The organism is Arthrobacter ginkgonis, assembly GCF_039540195.1.
Classification (GTDB): Bacteria; Actinomycetota; Actinomycetes; order Actinomycetales; family Micrococcaceae; genus Zafaria; species Zafaria ginkgonis.
The window spans coordinates 120,461-133,648 of the sequence record NZ_BAABEO010000025.1 but is presented as its reverse complement, the minus strand read 5'-3'; the positions used below and the strand labels follow the sequence as shown (position 1 = coordinate 133,648).

15 protein-coding genes and 1 riboswitch are annotated in these 13,188 nt (G+C 72.1%); of the genes, 10 read left to right on the top strand and 5 right to left on the bottom strand.

Annotated features, from left to right (window positions below; genetic code table 11):
• Positions 1-11 precede the first annotated feature (11 nt).
• The 4 genes from ABD912_RS19175 to ABD912_RS19160 all read left to right on the top strand — a co-directional run bounded on the left by ABD912_RS19175 (position 12) and on the right by ABD912_RS19160 (position 3,672).
• Positions 12-260 (top strand): hypothetical protein, encoded by a 249-nt coding sequence (locus ABD912_RS19175; RefSeq protein ID WP_345153409.1) that lies wholly within the window; start codon positions 12-14, stop codon positions 258-260.
• Positions 257-1,240, top strand: coding sequence for a cyclase family protein (locus ABD912_RS19170; RefSeq protein ID WP_345153408.1), 984 nt, complete (start codon positions 257-259; stop codon positions 1,238-1,240). Before ABD912_RS19175 ends, ABD912_RS19170 begins: the two co-directional genes overlap by 4 nt.
• 138 nt (positions 1,241-1,378) lie before the next feature.
• Positions 1,379-2,395: a GNAT family N-acetyltransferase gene (locus tag ABD912_RS19165; protein ID WP_345153406.1), complete on the top strand. Its 1,017-nt coding sequence runs from the start codon at positions 1,379-1,381 to the stop codon at positions 2,393-2,395.
• A gap of 17 nt (positions 2,396-2,412) precedes the next feature.
• A complete protein-coding gene (locus tag ABD912_RS19160) occupies positions 2,413-3,672 on the top strand; it encodes a PQQ-dependent sugar dehydrogenase (RefSeq protein WP_345153404.1) in 1,260 nt (419 codons plus the stop codon).
• Between the two features lie 50 nt (positions 3,673-3,722).
• On the opposite strand, the gene ABD912_RS19155 is transcribed toward ABD912_RS19160, so the two are convergent.
• Positions 3,723-4,346 (bottom strand): LysE/ArgO family amino acid transporter, encoded by a 624-nt coding sequence (locus ABD912_RS19155; protein ID WP_345153402.1) that lies wholly within the window; start codon positions 4,344-4,346, stop codon positions 3,723-3,725.
• 72 nt (positions 4,347-4,418) lie between these two features.
• On the opposite strand from ABD912_RS19155, the gene ABD912_RS19150 reads away from it, so the two are divergent.
• Both ABD912_RS19150 and ABD912_RS19145 read left to right on the top strand, forming a co-directional pair.
• Positions 4,419-5,327: a LysR family transcriptional regulator ArgP gene (locus ABD912_RS19150; protein ID WP_345153400.1), complete on the top strand. Its 909-nt coding sequence runs from the start codon at positions 4,419-4,421 to the stop codon at positions 5,325-5,327.
• 134 nt (positions 5,328-5,461) lie between these two features.
• Positions 5,462-6,259, top strand: coding sequence for an SDR family oxidoreductase (locus tag ABD912_RS19145; protein WP_345153398.1), 798 nt, complete (start codon positions 5,462-5,464; stop codon positions 6,257-6,259).
• Positions 6,260-6,300: 41 nt separating this feature from the next.
• Here the strand turns inward: ABD912_RS19145 and ABD912_RS19140 are convergent, their stop codons facing one another.
• Both ABD912_RS19140 and ABD912_RS19135 read right to left on the bottom strand, forming a co-directional pair.
• Complete coding sequence (locus ABD912_RS19140) at positions 6,301-7,773, bottom strand: lipase maturation factor family protein (RefSeq protein ID WP_345153396.1); 1,473 nt, start codon at positions 7,771-7,773, stop codon at positions 6,301-6,303.
• 193 nt (positions 7,774-7,966) lie between these two features.
• Positions 7,967-8,491 carry a DUF3817 domain-containing protein gene (locus tag ABD912_RS19135; protein ID WP_345153393.1) on the bottom strand — a complete coding sequence of 175 codons (525 nt, stop codon included), beginning with the start codon at positions 8,489-8,491 and terminating at the stop codon, positions 7,967-7,969.
• Between the two features lie 68 nt (positions 8,492-8,559).
• Positions 8,560-8,622, top strand: a riboswitch (guanidine-III (ykkC-III) riboswitch).
• 17 nt (positions 8,623-8,639) lie between these two features.
• Between ABD912_RS19135 and ABD912_RS19130 the strand changes: the two genes are divergently transcribed.
• Positions 8,640-8,954, top strand: a complete 315-nt coding sequence (locus tag ABD912_RS19130) for a DMT family transporter (RefSeq protein ID WP_345153392.1) — start codon at positions 8,640-8,642, stop codon at positions 8,952-8,954.
• Between the two features lie 89 nt (positions 8,955-9,043).
• Here the strand turns inward: ABD912_RS19130 and ABD912_RS19125 are convergent, their stop codons facing one another.
• A complete protein-coding gene (locus ABD912_RS19125; protein WP_345153390.1) occupies positions 9,044-9,298 on the bottom strand; it encodes a cell division protein CrgA in 255 nt (84 codons plus the stop codon).
• A gap of 166 nt (positions 9,299-9,464) precedes the next feature.
• On the opposite strand from ABD912_RS19125, the gene ABD912_RS19120 reads away from it, so the two are divergent.
• The 3 genes from ABD912_RS19120 to ABD912_RS19110 are packed head-to-tail and all read left to right on the top strand — an operon-like array spanning position 9,465 to position 11,051.
• Complete coding sequence (locus tag ABD912_RS19120) at positions 9,465-10,223, top strand: class E sortase (RefSeq protein WP_345153388.1); 759 nt, start codon at positions 9,465-9,467, stop codon at positions 10,221-10,223.
• A 13-nt stretch (positions 10,224-10,236) separates the two neighbouring features.
• Positions 10,237-10,410 (top strand): hypothetical protein, encoded by a 174-nt coding sequence (locus ABD912_RS19115; protein ID WP_345153386.1) that lies wholly within the window; start codon positions 10,237-10,239, stop codon positions 10,408-10,410.
• The gene (locus tag ABD912_RS19110; protein ID WP_345153384.1) at positions 10,407-11,051 is read left to right on the top strand and encodes an anthranilate synthase component II; all 645 of its coding nucleotides are present in this window, start codon (positions 10,407-10,409) and stop codon (positions 11,049-11,051) included. The genes ABD912_RS19115 and ABD912_RS19110 overlap by 4 nt, the downstream gene beginning before the upstream one ends.
• Before the next feature lie 56 nt (positions 11,052-11,107).
• Here the strand turns inward: ABD912_RS19110 and pknB are convergent, their stop codons facing one another.
• Positions 11,108-13,174 (bottom strand): Stk1 family PASTA domain-containing Ser/Thr kinase, encoded by a 2,067-nt coding sequence (gene pknB, locus ABD912_RS19105; protein ID WP_345153382.1) that lies wholly within the window; start codon positions 13,172-13,174, stop codon positions 11,108-11,110.
• Between the last annotated feature and the right edge of the window lie 14 nt (positions 13,175-13,188).

Genomic DNA, 13,188 nt, shown 5'->3' with positions numbered 1-13,188 from the left:
AAGGAACCCCCATGCTCCACCGCATCGCCCGGACCGTTTTCACCGCCTCGCTCGCCACAGCCCTGCTCGGTGGCTTGCTGCTCATCATCTGGCAGGCACTGGGCCTCGCCGCAGGCGACGCCGGGATCCTCACCGCCCCCAACGGCGTCTTCAAGACCGTCCTGTGCATCGCCGCGTCGGTTGCGTCCATCGCGGCCTACGTCCTGGTCCACGTCAAGCAGCGGCAGCCGGCCCACCTGACCGAGGCGGGAACCCGATGAGCGCCCCCCGGCACGGGTTGCCCGACCGCCGGCAGCTCAAGCAGCGGCCCGGCGTCCTCGCGGGGACCTCGTGGGAGCTGTTCGGCGAACCCTGGCGGGGTACCCCGTCCTTCGCCGACACCTCCTCGGTGCTCGCCGCCGCCGGCTCCGTCCGGCACGGGGAGGTGTTCGGCCTCGACTACGCGGTGGACGCCTTCGCCCCGGGCATGTCCAAGGCCCGCAAGGCGCCGGTCCACACGATCTACGCGAACCACCCCGCCCACCGCGACGACTTCCTCGACGGGTTCTACCTGCAGGGCTCGAGCCAGGTGGACGGGCTGCGGCACCGCCGCGCGGACGACGTCGGGTTCTACGGAGGCGTCCAAGACAGCCAGGTCCGCGCCGGCAGCGAGGACATCGGCATCCAGGTCTGGGCCGACGACCCCATCGTCACCCGCGGCGTGCTCGTCGACCTGGCCGGCTACGCCGAAGGCCGTGGCCTGCGCATCGACCACGCCGCGGGCCAGCCGCTGCCGTTCCACCTGATTCCGGACGCGCTCGAAGCCCAGGGCACCGACGTGGCCACCGGAGACCTCGTGATGCTCCACACCGGCTGGAGCGAATGGTTCCTGGGCCTCGACGAGGCAGCAAAGAGGGACCAGCAGTCCACCGGCCGTGCCACCGGCATGGCCCAAAGCGAAGAACTCGTGGACTGGGCCTGGAACAACGGGCTGACCATGCTCGCCGCCGACAACTTCGCGGTCGAATGCCTCCCCCCGGTCCCTGACTCCCCCTTCCGGGACTCGGCCCCCAACGACCGCGGCATGATGCATCAGGAAATCCTCGCCAAGCTCGGCCTGCCGCTGGGGGAACTCTGGCGCCTCGGCCCCCTCGCCCGCCGCATGCGCGAGCTGGGCCAATGGCACGCGCTCGTTGTCGTCAAGCCCCTCAACATCGTTGGCGCCACGGGATCCCCGGCCAACGCGACAGCGATCCTTTAGGAAGGCGGCCAGCGAGGCGGCCAGGGAAACGGCGGCCGGGCGGCCGGAGGCGTGACAGGCTCCGTGCCCGCCGCTAGCGTGGTGAAGTCCGCCGCGTGCGCGGACCACGCCCGCAAAGACGTCCCGAAGGGAGCCGCCGTGCCGCTGGAACACCGGCCGATCACGCCCGCCGACACCGAGGCCTGGAGCGTCCTGACCGACGTGCTCGCCGAGGCGGACGGCACCGACGAGCGCTACGCCCCCGAGGACCTGGCGGAGGAACTCGACGAACCCGGCTTCACCCCAGCCCTGGACAGCATCGGGGTCTGGGACGGGGGCCGGATGGTCGGCTACGGCCAGTTGCGCATCAAGGCCGCCCTGCTGGAGGGCCGGGCGATGGCCAGCATCCACGGGGGCGTCGACCCCGCCTACCGGGGCCGCGGCGTGGGACGGGACATCATGGACCGCCTGGAGGCGCGGGCGGGCGAGCTCTCCGCCCAGCGCCATCCCGGCGCTCCGGTGCGGGTGGACGTGTGGGCCAATGCCCCGGGGTCGGGGACCACCCGGCTGGCGGCCGCCCGGGGCTATGAGCCGGTGCGCTACTTCCAGGACATGCGGTTGGATCTCCCCATCTGGCAAGATCCCGACGCCGGGCAGCCGTCCCCGCTGGCCCTCCCCTTCGACCCGCGCCATGCCGAAGCGGTCCGGCTGGCCCACAACGAGGCCTTCGCCGACCACTGGGGCTCCACCCCGCGCACCCCGGAGGCCTGGGCCGACATGCTCGCATCGCGCAGTGCGCGCCCGGCGCTCTCCCGCGTCGCGCTCGCCGGCCCGCAGGCCGATGCATCCGCCGGTCCGGCCGCGTCCCCCGGTCCGGAAGGGAGCGGCACCCCGGCCGCGGACTCCCCCGCCGGCGCCGTCGACTCCTACGTCCTGTGCGCCGAATGGACTCCCGGCACGCTCCACGTCAACCTGGTCGGCACCCGGCGGCGGGCCCGCGGCCGCGGCCTGGCCGCCACCCTGCTGACGGACGTCGTCCGGGCGGCGCGGGAGGCCGGGTACCGGCGCGTGGAACTGGGCGTGGACTCGGAGAGCCCCACCGGCGCCGTGGGCCTGTACGAGCGCGTCGGCTTCGCCAAGGTCCGCACCAACGTGGTCTATTCCCGGCTCCTCTAGGCCCCTACGCTGGCCCCATGCGCGTGGAACGGTCCGGAAACCCGGCCGGGGAACCCCTGCCCCGCGGGGATATGCCGCCCGGCCGGGCGGCCCTGCTTGGGCGGGCGATGCTGCCCCGCCGAACCGTCCTGGCCGCTGCGGCGGCCGGACTGCTGGCCGGATGCGGCACCGGCGGCCGGAGCGGGGCATCGTCGCCTCCGCAGGCCACCGCAAGCACCACCTCCGGAAGCGGCGCCCCGGCGTCGTCCTCTGCCCCCGCGGACGGCGGTACGGACCCGGCCGTCACCGCGACCATTGCCGAGGGGCTGGACACCCCGTGGTCGCTCGCCTTCCTGCCCGACGGCACCGCCCTGGTCTCCGAGCGCGACACCGCCCTCATCAAGCGCATCGGTCCGGCCGTGGGTGGATCCGGCGTGAACGAAACGGTCGCCGAGGTTCCCGGCACGGTCCACGGCGGCGAGGGGGGCCTGCTGGGGCTGGCGCTCTCCCCCGAGTTTGCGCGCGACGGGCTGCTCTATGTCTACCGCACCGCAGCGGACGGCAACCGCGTCAGCTCCTTCCGCTACGGGGACGGGCTGGGCCCCGAAAACGCCTTGGGCCGCGAAACCGTCCTGCTCGCGGAGATCCCCAGCAGCCGCATCCACAACGGCGGCCGGATCGCCTTCGGCCCCGACGGTTTCCTCTACGTCGGCACCGGGGACGCCTCCCACGCGGACTTGGCGCAGGACACCGCCGCGCTCGCCGGCAAGATCCTGCGGCTGGCCCGGGACGGGACGCCCGCCCCCGGGAACCCCTTCGGCAACGCGGTCCACAGCTTCGGCCACCGCAACGTGCAGGGCCTGGCCTGGGACGGGCACGGGCGCCTGTGGGCAAGCGAATTCGGGCCGGACCGCGACGACGAACTGAACCTGGTCCGCGCCGGCGACAACCACGGCTGGCCGCTGGTCACCGGCACGCATCCGGCCGCGGGGACCATCCCGGCGGTGCACGTGTGGTCCTCCACGGCGGACGCCTCCCCCAGCGCCCTGGCCATCCTGGGCGGGACGGCCTACGTCGCCTGCCTGCGCGGACAGCGCCTGTGGCGGCTTCCGCTGCCCGAGCCGGGCACGGAGTACGACGCCGGGGGCCGGCTTCCGGGGGCCGCGGACTTCCTGCGCGGGAACGCCGCAGCGGGCGGGTTCGGCCGGCTGCGCGATGTCGCCGTGGCCCCGGACGGGACCCTGTGGCTGGCGACCAACGAGGGCGGCGCCTCGCGGGTGCTGCGGGTGGAGGTCTGAGGCCCGCCTCCGCACCCAAGACTCGGTGCACAAAACTCCGTGCATAAGGCTCAATGCAGCAGCAGGGACACGGCCAGGGCGGCCATGACCACGGCGACCAGCCCGTCCAGCACCCGCCAGGACGCCGGGCGGGCGAAGAACCGGCGCAATCCGCGGGCCCCGAATCCCAGCGCGGAGAACCACAGCAGGCTGGCCACGGCCGCCCCGACGGCGAACAGCCAGCGCCCCGGATCCCCCTGGGCGGCGGCGAGGGAGCCGAGCAGCACCACGGTGTCCAGGTACACGTGCGGGTTCAGCCAGGTCAGCGCCGCAACGGTGAGCACCGCAGCCTGCGCCCCGGTGCGCCGGTCGCTCCCCGGGGGAGCGGCGTCCTCCACCGTCAGGGCCGCCGGGCGCAGCGCGCGCCGGGCGGCGAACACGGCGTAGACCAGCAGGAACGCGGCCCCGCCCAGCCGCGCTGCCACCAGCAGCCACGGTGCCTGCGACGTCAGCGCCCCGAAGCCGGCCACCCCCGCCAGGATCAGCAGGGCGTCGGAGGCGATGCACACCGCCACCACAGGCAGGACGTGTTCGCGCCGGATGCCTTGGCGGAGCACAAAGGCGTTCTGGGCGCCGATCGCAGCAATGAGGGACAGGCCGGAACCGAAGCCGGCAAGAACGGGGAAGGAAGCCACTCTTCCACGGTAGGAACCCGCCTTCCCTGCGGTCCAGCTAAAGATTCTTCAGCACCATTAGGATTCCTAAACATGGACTTCCCAGCGGACCAGTTGCGGGCCTTCGCCGCCGTGGTGGACGGTGGCGGCTTCGAGGCCGCGGCCCGGCGCCTGCACGTCACCCCCTCCGCCGTCAGCCAGCGGATCAAGGCCTTGGAACGGCAGGTGGGGACCGTCGTTGTGCAGCGCACACGGCCAGCCCGCCCCACGCCCGCCGGCGAGGTCCTGCTGCGCCTCGCGCGCCAGCTGGAACTGCTGGCCGGGGAGGCCGCCGCGGAACTGGGCGGCACGCCGCGCGGCGCCGGATCCGCCCGGGTTCCCGTCGCCGTGGCCGTCAACGCGGATTCGCTGTCCACCTGGTTCGGTGCCGCGCTGCGGGACCTGGCGTCCGAGGACTCCCTGGCGGTGGAGGTGCTGCGCGAGGATGAGGCGCATTCAATCGAACTGCTGCGCTCCGGGCGGGCGATGGGCGCGGTCACCACCAGCGGCCAGCCGGTGCAGGGGTGTTCCGCGACGCGGCTGGGGTCCGTGCGCTACCGGGCGATGGCGGCGCCGGACTTCGCCGCGCGGTGGTTCGGGCAGGACTCCGCCGACGATCCCGCCGCCGGCCTTGCCGTGGCGCCCGTGGTCCACTTCGACCGCTCCGACGGCCTGCAGGCGGGACTGCTGCGGCGCTACGCCGCGGGAGCGCAGCCGCCGGCGCACTACGTCCCCGACTCGGTCCAGTTCGTCCGTTCCATCGCGGCCGGCCTGGGCTGGGGCCTGGTTCCAGACCTGCAGGATCCGGGCGACGGCTCGCTGCTGGCGCTGGACCCGGCGTGGGAGGTGCGGGTGCGGCTGTACTGGCAGCGCTGGAAGCTGGACTCCCCCGCCCTGGACCGCGTTACGGCCGCGGTGCTGGAGGCCTCCCGGGGGCTGCGGGCCGCGGCCCCCGGACCCTGAAACGCCGGGACGGCCGGGGCGGATTCACCGGGCCGGCACTCGCCGACCCCGCCGCGGCCGCGGCGACCTAAATCGGCCCGGCCCAGACGGCATTGGCCTTGACCGGACCGGCCGTGGGCACAAGGCTAAGGGGCATGCGGATTCTGGTGGCCGGAGGAACGGGAGTGCTCGGCACCCGGGTGGTGGAACTGTTGCGCGCCCGCGGGGACGAGGTATCGGTGCTGACCCGCCGGGAAGGGGTCGCCGGCGGGGTGTCCGGGGACCTGGCCACCGGCGCGGGGCTGGACGCGGCCTGCGTGGGTGCCGAGGCCGTCATCCACCTGGCCACCGCCACCACCCCTGCGGGCTGGCGCGAGGTGGACGTGGACGGGACGCGCCGGCTGGCCGAGGCGGCCACCCGGCAGCACGTGGCCCACTTCCTGTACATCTCCATCCTCGGGGTGGACCGCATCCCGTTCGCCTACTACCGCGCCAAGGCGGAGGGCGAACAGGAAGTCCTCCGCGCCGGGGTGCCTTGGACGGTGCTGCGGCTGGGCCAGTTCCACGAACTGCTGGACTCGCTCCTGCGCGTGGTGGCGGCGGTGCCCGTCGCCTTCGTGCCGCGCGGACTCGCCGTGCAACCGCTGGCCGCGGCGGACGCGGCCAGGGTCGTCGTGGACACGCTCGACGCCGGCCCCCGGGGGCGCTTCGTCGGGGCCGGAGGCCCGCAGATCCTCACGGCCAAGGACGCCGCCGAGCAGTGGCTGGCCGCCCGGCGCGCGGCCGGCGGCCGGGGCGGAGCCGTCGTCGAACTTCCCCTCCCGGGCGCCCTGATGCGCGCCTTCCGCGCCGGCCACAACCTCATGCCGGCCTCGATGCAGCCGGGCACCGCGTTCGGGGACTGGGCCCGCGAACGGTTCGCCGCCGGGACCGGTCCGGCCTACCGGAGGTAGCCCGAAGCGCCGGCGGACGCCGCCATAGGGGGATGCCGGGCCTACGCGCTCCGGCCCCGGGACACCGGCGGGACCACTTCTCCCAGCGGGGTGCGGATCCACTGCTGCCCGGTTTGGCGGAATTCCGCCCGCGTCGAATACCGGTACAGGAACGCGCGGGCGCGCACCCAGGCCGGGCGCTCGCCGTCGAACGGGTCCTCACGCAGCAGCTTCAGGATCGCGGGGTCGGCGGCCAGCAGGTGGCTCAGGAACGCGTGGAACCAGCGCTCGTGCACCGAGCGCAGGGGCAGGAACCACATGAGCCAGTCCAGCCGCAGATGGTACGGAGCCCACTGGCGGGGCAGCCGCCGCACGTCCCCCGGCTTGCCCTTGAACCCGTATTCGCGCCAGTCGGCCACGTTGTCCGGCTCCGCGTCCAGGGTGCCCTCGACGATGATCTCTATCCGCTCCTTGGTCACGGTCCCGAAGGCGCCGTAGGCGTTGACCAGCTGCCAGCGGTTGAAGGCGGCGTTCATGAGCTGGCCCCGCGAGAAGAGATTCAGCAGGGGCCGGTAGCTGAGCACCAGCAGCAGCGCCGCCACGGCCCAGACCAGCACGACCCACCACAACGGGGAGCCCGGGCCCGGTTCCTGCCCCAGCGGGATCATCGGCAGCACGGCGTGCACCACGCGGTCGCTGACCGCGCTGAAGGCCAGCACGATCGCCATCCAGTTCAGCCAGGCGAAGTTCCCGGTGGCCACCAGCCACAGCTGGGTCCCCACGACGACGGCCGCGGCGATGGTCGCCACCGGCTGCGGAGCGAAGAGCAGGAACGGCACCACCAGTTGGGCGAAGTGGTTGCCGGCCACCTCCATCCGGTGCAGCGGCTTGGGCAGCAGGTGGGCCTGCCGGCTGAGCGGGCCCGGCATGGGCTGGGTCTCGTGATGGTAGAAAAGGGCCGTGAAGTCCCGCCATTCGCTGCCGCCGCGGATCTTGATCATCCCGGCGCCGAACTCCAGGCGGAACACCAGCCAGATGGCCAGAAGGATCATGGGGGCGGGCGGGGGCACGCGGTCGGAACCGAGGAAAGCCGCCAGGAACCCGGCCTCCAGCAGCAGCATCTCCCAGCCGAACCCGTAGAAGGTGTGCCCCACGTTGACGATGGACATATACATCCCCCACAGGAGCAGGAACGCGACCATCGGCACCCACGGGGGACCCGCTTGGGGCAGGCCGGCAACCAGCAGCGCGGAGACGGCCAGGCCCGTCCAGCACATCGCGCGCAGCCGCCGGTCGGTGTACGGCCAGCGGGTGAACAGGGTGGGGCGCGGCCGCAGGCCGCTTTGGATGGTCCGTTCCAGGTACCGGGGCACCGGCAGCAGGCCGTGTTCGCCGAGCAGCGCCGGGAACTGGTTCAGCGTGGACAGGAACGCCACGAAGTACAGCGCTGCGATGCCGCGCTGCAGCACTTGCCGGGCAAACTCGCGGTCGGTGGCGTTGAACCAGCCCGCGTCGAACCAGAGGATCCAATCCACGTTCCCACGCTACGCCGTAAGGGGGCGCGTGGTCACCGGTAGCAGGGACGGGGCCGTTCCTCCGCAAAGCGCGGGGCAGTCGGGTCCCTGCGTGGCGACGAAGTCGACACGAGAGGGCCGTTCCCCCGCAAGCGCGGGGCAGTCGGGTCCCTGCGTGGCGACGAAGTCGACACGAGAGGGCCTGCCCCGCGCGCTAGCCCTTGGGGACCGGCGGGCCAACGGCCAGCAGCGCGGCGGTGGCCGCGGCGATCAGCACGGCGCCCACCACGGAGGCAGCCACCGGACGGCGCAGGCACAAGGCCTGCAGCTTTTCGACCGCCCCGGAAGGCTGCTCGCCGCCGGGGGCCAGCCGCCAGCCGCCCTCCAGCAGCCCGCGCCGGGCGGTGGCCCGCTCAAACGGCAGGGTGGCGAAGGGAATGATGGCGGAGGCCAGCCCCAGCAGGCCGCGGACGAAGCCCCAGCGCTGGTTGACCCAGACGAACACCGTCACCACGCAGTAGGCCAAAAACACCACGCCGTGGACCAGTCCGAACACGGGCACCAGCGCCTCGGTGATGCCGGAGTACTTCAGCACCATGCCCAGGATCAGCAGGGCCCAAGTGACCATTTCCGCCAGCGCGAGGGCGCCGTAGAGCTTCTTGGGCGGGAGTTTGGAAGGGGCGGTGGAGGAGAGGTGGGACTGGGTCGTGCCGTCTTGGGTCTTGGTGTTCTGGGTCATGGTGTCTTTCGGTCGGGAGCGCGACGGGGCGGGCGGGCAAGGGGGAGGGCCTCCGGTGGTAGCCTAACCGGCAGGAATCCACCTTTCCCCGGACGAGGGAGCCGTACCCGGACCACGACAAGACGGCCGCTGAAGGGACGGGTGCGCCATGGCGTGGATCGTGTTGGTGGTGTCGGGACTGTTGGAGGCCGTCTGGGCGGTGGCCCTGGGCAAGTCGGAGGGATTCACCCGCCTGGGGCCCGCGGTGGTGTTCGGGATCGGCGTGGTCCTGAGCATGCTGGGTCTGGCATATGCCATGCGAAGCATATCCATCGGAACCGCTTACGCGGTGTGGGTGGGCATCGGGGCGTCCCTGACCGTGGCCTACGGAATGGCCTTCGGCGGCGACGCCGTCAGCTGGCAGAAGATCGTCCTGATCACGGTCCTGATCGGATGTGTCGTGGGGCTGAAGTTCGTCGAGTGACCCGCGCGGGGCGCCCGGCACCGGCCGCAGGGACCGGGGGATGGTAAGCGCGGGGCAGCCGGTGCAACCAACCTGCTGGCTGAGTACAGCTAGCGCCAGCGGGTGGTCATGAAGAAGCCCGCCATCGCCAGCCCGAAGCCGATCACGATGTTCCAGCCGCCGATCATGACCACGGGCAGCACGCCCTGGGAAATGTAGTAGACCATGATCCAGAGCAGGCCCAGGATCATCAGGCCGAACATGACGGGCTTGTACCAGACCGGCAGCGGCTTGTAGCTGGCTTGGCCGGCGCCGGAGGCCTCGTCGGGCCGGCGGTTCTTGCGTCGGGTCTTGGACTCTGGCACGGCTTCTCCTGCGCTCGGGCGCCGGCGACATCCGCGAAGACTGCGGGTCGGGCGTTATTGTGGCTGGTGGGCCGGTCCGAATAGCACCGGCACGCTCCTTGTCAATATCTCAATTGTAGCCGCTGGGGCCCTTCCGCCCCGGGCGACGGCGCGGAAGGAACCAGGAATGCCCGAAGCGGCCCAAGTCACCCGCAGATCAACGGGTGCTGCGCACGACCGCCCGCGGCGGGGTCCCTTCTCGACGGCCTTCGGGATTTTCGGCGAACTGTTTCTCACCGCCGGCGCCGTGCTGCTGCTCTTCGTCGTCTGGCAGTTGTGGTGGACGAACCTCGACGCCGGACGCGCCCAGGAAACGGCCGTTGAGCGCGCCCTGGAAGGATTTGCCGGGACTCCTGCCGAGGAGCCGGCTGGCGAACCGGCGGATAACCCGCTGCTGGAAGGGAACCCGTTCGCGGTCATGTATGTCCCGCGCTTCGGCGAGGACTTCGCGCGGCCGGTGACCACCGGCGTCGGACTGGACGTGCTCAACACCCTGGGCATCGGCCACTACCCCGACACGCAGATGCCGGGGGAGAAGGGCAACTTCGCCGTGGCCGCCCACCGGCAGACTTACGGGGAAGCTTTCCGCGAAATCGACCGGCTCCGCGACGGCGACCTGATCTACGTGCAGACCGCCAAGGGCTTTTACACCTACGCCTACCGCAGCACGCAGATCGTCCACCCCTCCGCCGCCGAGGTCCTGGCGCCGGTGCCCGGCCGGCCGGGCGAAAAGCCCACCGAGGCCGTGCTGACCATGACCAGCTGCGACCCCCCGTTCACCACCCGGATGCGGATCATTGCCGTCTCCGTGCTCGAATCGTTCACGCCCGCCGCGGACGGCCCGCCGGCGGCCATCGCCGCAACCGTCGCCAAGCTGCAGAAGTAGCAGGGAGCAACAAATGTACGCCTGGATTTTCCGCCACCTGCCCGGACCGCTGTGGATCCGCCTCCTCATTTCCGTCCTGCTGATTGCTGCGGCCATACTGGTCCTGATGGAATACGTGTTCCCGTGGGCGAACCGCCAGTTCGTTCCCTGGACCGACTCGACGATTGGCATGGTGCTCCCGCGATGACCGCCCCCACCCGGATCCTGGTGATCGACAACTACGACAGCTTCGTCTACACGCTGGTCGGCTACCTGCAGGAACTCGGCGCCGAAACCACCGTGGTCCGCAACGACGACGTCACGCTGGCCGAGGCGATCGAACTGGCCTCCGCGCGCGACGGCGTCCTGATCTCCCCCGGCCCGGGCAACCCGGCCGAGGCCGGCGTGTGCGTCGAGCTGATCAAGTGGTGCGGCACCCACGCCAAGCCGCTGCTGGGGGTGTGCCTGGGCCACCAGGCCATCGCCGAGGCCTACGGCGGCGTGGTCACCCACGCCGAGGAACTGATGCACGGGAAGACCTCGCTGGTGCACCACGGCTCCCACCCGATCTTCCACGACGTCGCCAACCCGTTCACGGCGACCCGCTACCACTCCCTGGCCGCCGTGCGCTCCTCCATCCCGGAGGAGCTGGAAATCACCGCCGAGACCGAGGGCGGCGTCGTGATGGGCCTGGCGCACCGCAAGGCGCCGCTGTGGGGCGTGCAGTTCCACCCCGAATCCGTCCTCACCGAGGGCGGCTACCAGATGCTCGGCAACTGGCTGGAGTCCCTCGGGCTGGCCGGGGCGGCCCTTGCGGCCGCGGACCTGAGCCCGCTCATCAAGCAGTAGGGCGGCCCGGGGCCATAAGTCCCGGACCGCCCCGCTTGGTTAGCCTGCCCCGCGCGCTAGTCCTCCCAGTCGCCGCGTCCGTTCCCCGAGTCGCCCTCGTCGCCCGAGTCTTCGTCGGAATCCCCCTCGGAATCCTCGCCGGAGTCTCCGGACCCATCGGAGGATTCGTCAGCGGACGGATCCGGCTCCTCCGCGGCCGGGGCCACGGCGACGGTGACCACCACGGTGCTGCCCGGGTCGACGTCGCTGCCGGCGGCCTGCTCCTGGCGGATGATCGTGCCCGGTTCCACCAGCGAGTTCTCCTCCTGGCGGACTTCCAGATTCAGCTGCACGGCGTCGTCGGCGAGGGCCGCGCGGGCGCTCTCCTCCGTCAGGTCGATCAGGCGCGGCACCGTGACCTTCCCGGTGGAGAACGTCAGGTCCACGGTGCTGCCGGCCTTGACCTGCTCGCCGAGTTCGGGGTTCGTCCCGACGAGCCGGTCGCGGGGCACGGTCGCGGAGTTGTCGTTCTTCACTTCGCCGACCAGCAGTCCCAGCTCGGTGAGCACGCGCTCCACGGAGGCCTCGCTCTGTCCGGCCAGGTCCTTGGGCAGCTGGACCTGCTCGGGGCCCATGGAGATCAGCAGCCGCACCTCGGAGTCCACCCGCAGTTGCTCCCCGGCCAGCGGCTTGGTGCCCACGGCCAGGTCCTTGGGGACGGCGTCGTCGTACACCTGCTCGGTCAGCGGGCGCAGGTTGACGGCGACCAGCGCGTTTTGCGCCTGCGTGAGGGTCATATTGGCGACCTCCGGCACGGCGACCGTCGCGTTGCGCGCCCGCTCCTCCTCGCTCCAGTTCCAGAGCAGCCAGCCGCCGGCGCCCAGCACCACAACGACGGCGAGGGCCAGGACCGTGGTCCATGCCCGCCGGCGGGCGGCATCGCGGTCCCTGTCGAAACGGTCCCGGCCGCCGCGGCGGGCGGGATAGGCCGGTTCGGCGTGCTCGGTCGCGTACTGCTCCCCGTAGTGGCCGTAGCCGTCCTCCGCCGGAGCGGGATCGTAGGTTTCCGGGGACGGCGACTCCACGGACAGCGCTCCCACCGGCACCATGGCGGCCAGGGTCTCCTGGTGCTCTCCATGGGCCTGGTGCTCCCCGTGGTCCCGCAGCGGCGGGAGGTCGTGGGCGCGGGTGGGGGGCCCGGCCTGCATCGCAAAGGCGGCGGTGGCGGTGTCCTCGGCGCCGGGAGCCGGCAGCGGGGTCGTGGCCAGCGCCTGGGTGGCGGCCTCAGGGTCCTGGCCGGCACGGGCGGCCACGAGCGCCGCGGCGAACTCGGCGGCACCCTGGTACCGGTCCTCCCGGTCCTTCCGCAGGGCGCGCTCGACGACGGCGTCCAGCTGGGCGGGCACGTCCGGGTTCAGTTCGCTGGGGAGCACCGCCTGCTCGCTGACGTGCTGGTAGGCAACGGACAGGGGGCTGTCCCCGATGAACGGCGGGCGCCCGGTGAGCAGCTCGTAGAGCAGGCATCCGGCGGAGTACAGGTCGCTGCGGGCGTCAGCGGACTCGCCGCGGGCCTGCTCGGGAGAGAGGTACTGGGCGGTGCCGACGACGGCCTGGGTCTGCGTCATGGTGGCCCCGGAGTCGGCCAGGGCCCGGGCGATGCCGAAGTCCATCACCTTGACGTGGCCGTCCGGGGTGACCATCACGTTGGCCGGCTTGATGTCCCGGTGGATGATTCCCTTGCGGTGGCTGTAGTCCAGGGCGTCCAGCACGCCCAAGGCGTAGCGGCCCGCGGACTCCACGGTCACTTCACCGGCCCGGAGCAGCTCCCGCAGGGTGCGGCCGTCGACGTATTCCATCACGATGAACGGTGCGGCCAGGCCTTTCCCCACGATCTCAGGGAGAGGTTCCTCGCCGGTGTCGTAGACGGCGACGATCGACGGATGGTTCAGTCCGGCCACGGCCTGGGCCTCGCGGCGGAACCTGGCCTGGAACATCGGGTCCCGGGCCAGATCGGCACGCAGCAGCTTGATGGCGACCTCGCGCCCCAGACGAAGGTCGCGCCCGCGGTGGACGTCGGCCATGCCGCCGCGGCCGATCAGCGGGCCAACCTCATAGCGGTCATCAAGGGTGCGGGGTGCGGCCACGGCTGGGTGCCCTT

What these genes read in the sequence shown, in the direction of transcription:
- ABD912_RS19175 (WP_345153409.1), top strand. Translation starts at nt 12, where the DNA reads ATGCTCCACCGCATCGCCCGGACCGTTTTCACCGCCTCGCTCGCCACA.
- ABD912_RS19170 (WP_345153408.1), top strand. Translation starts at nt 257, where the DNA reads ATGAGCGCCCCCCGGCACGGGTTGCCCGACCGCCGGCAGCTCAAGCAG.
- ABD912_RS19160 (WP_345153404.1), top strand. Translation starts at nt 2,413, where the DNA reads ATGCGCGTGGAACGGTCCGGAAACCCGGCCGGGGAACCCCTGCCCCGC.
- ABD912_RS19150 (WP_345153400.1), top strand. Translation starts at nt 4,419, where the DNA reads ATGGACTTCCCAGCGGACCAGTTGCGGGCCTTCGCCGCCGTGGTGGAC.
- ABD912_RS19145 (WP_345153398.1), top strand. Translation starts at nt 5,462, where the DNA reads ATGCGGATTCTGGTGGCCGGAGGAACGGGAGTGCTCGGCACCCGGGTG.
- ABD912_RS19135 (WP_345153393.1), bottom strand. Translation starts at nt 8,491, where the DNA reads ATGACCCAGAACACCAAGACCCAAGACGGCACGACCCAGTCCCACCTC.
- ABD912_RS19130 (WP_345153392.1), top strand. Translation starts at nt 8,640, where the DNA reads ATGGCGTGGATCGTGTTGGTGGTGTCGGGACTGTTGGAGGCCGTCTGG.
- ABD912_RS19120 (WP_345153388.1), top strand. Translation starts at nt 9,465, where the DNA reads ATGCCCGAAGCGGCCCAAGTCACCCGCAGATCAACGGGTGCTGCGCAC.
- ABD912_RS19115 (WP_345153386.1), top strand. Translation starts at nt 10,237, where the DNA reads ATGTACGCCTGGATTTTCCGCCACCTGCCCGGACCGCTGTGGATCCGC.
- ABD912_RS19110 (WP_345153384.1), top strand. Translation starts at nt 10,407, where the DNA reads ATGACCGCCCCCACCCGGATCCTGGTGATCGACAACTACGACAGCTTC.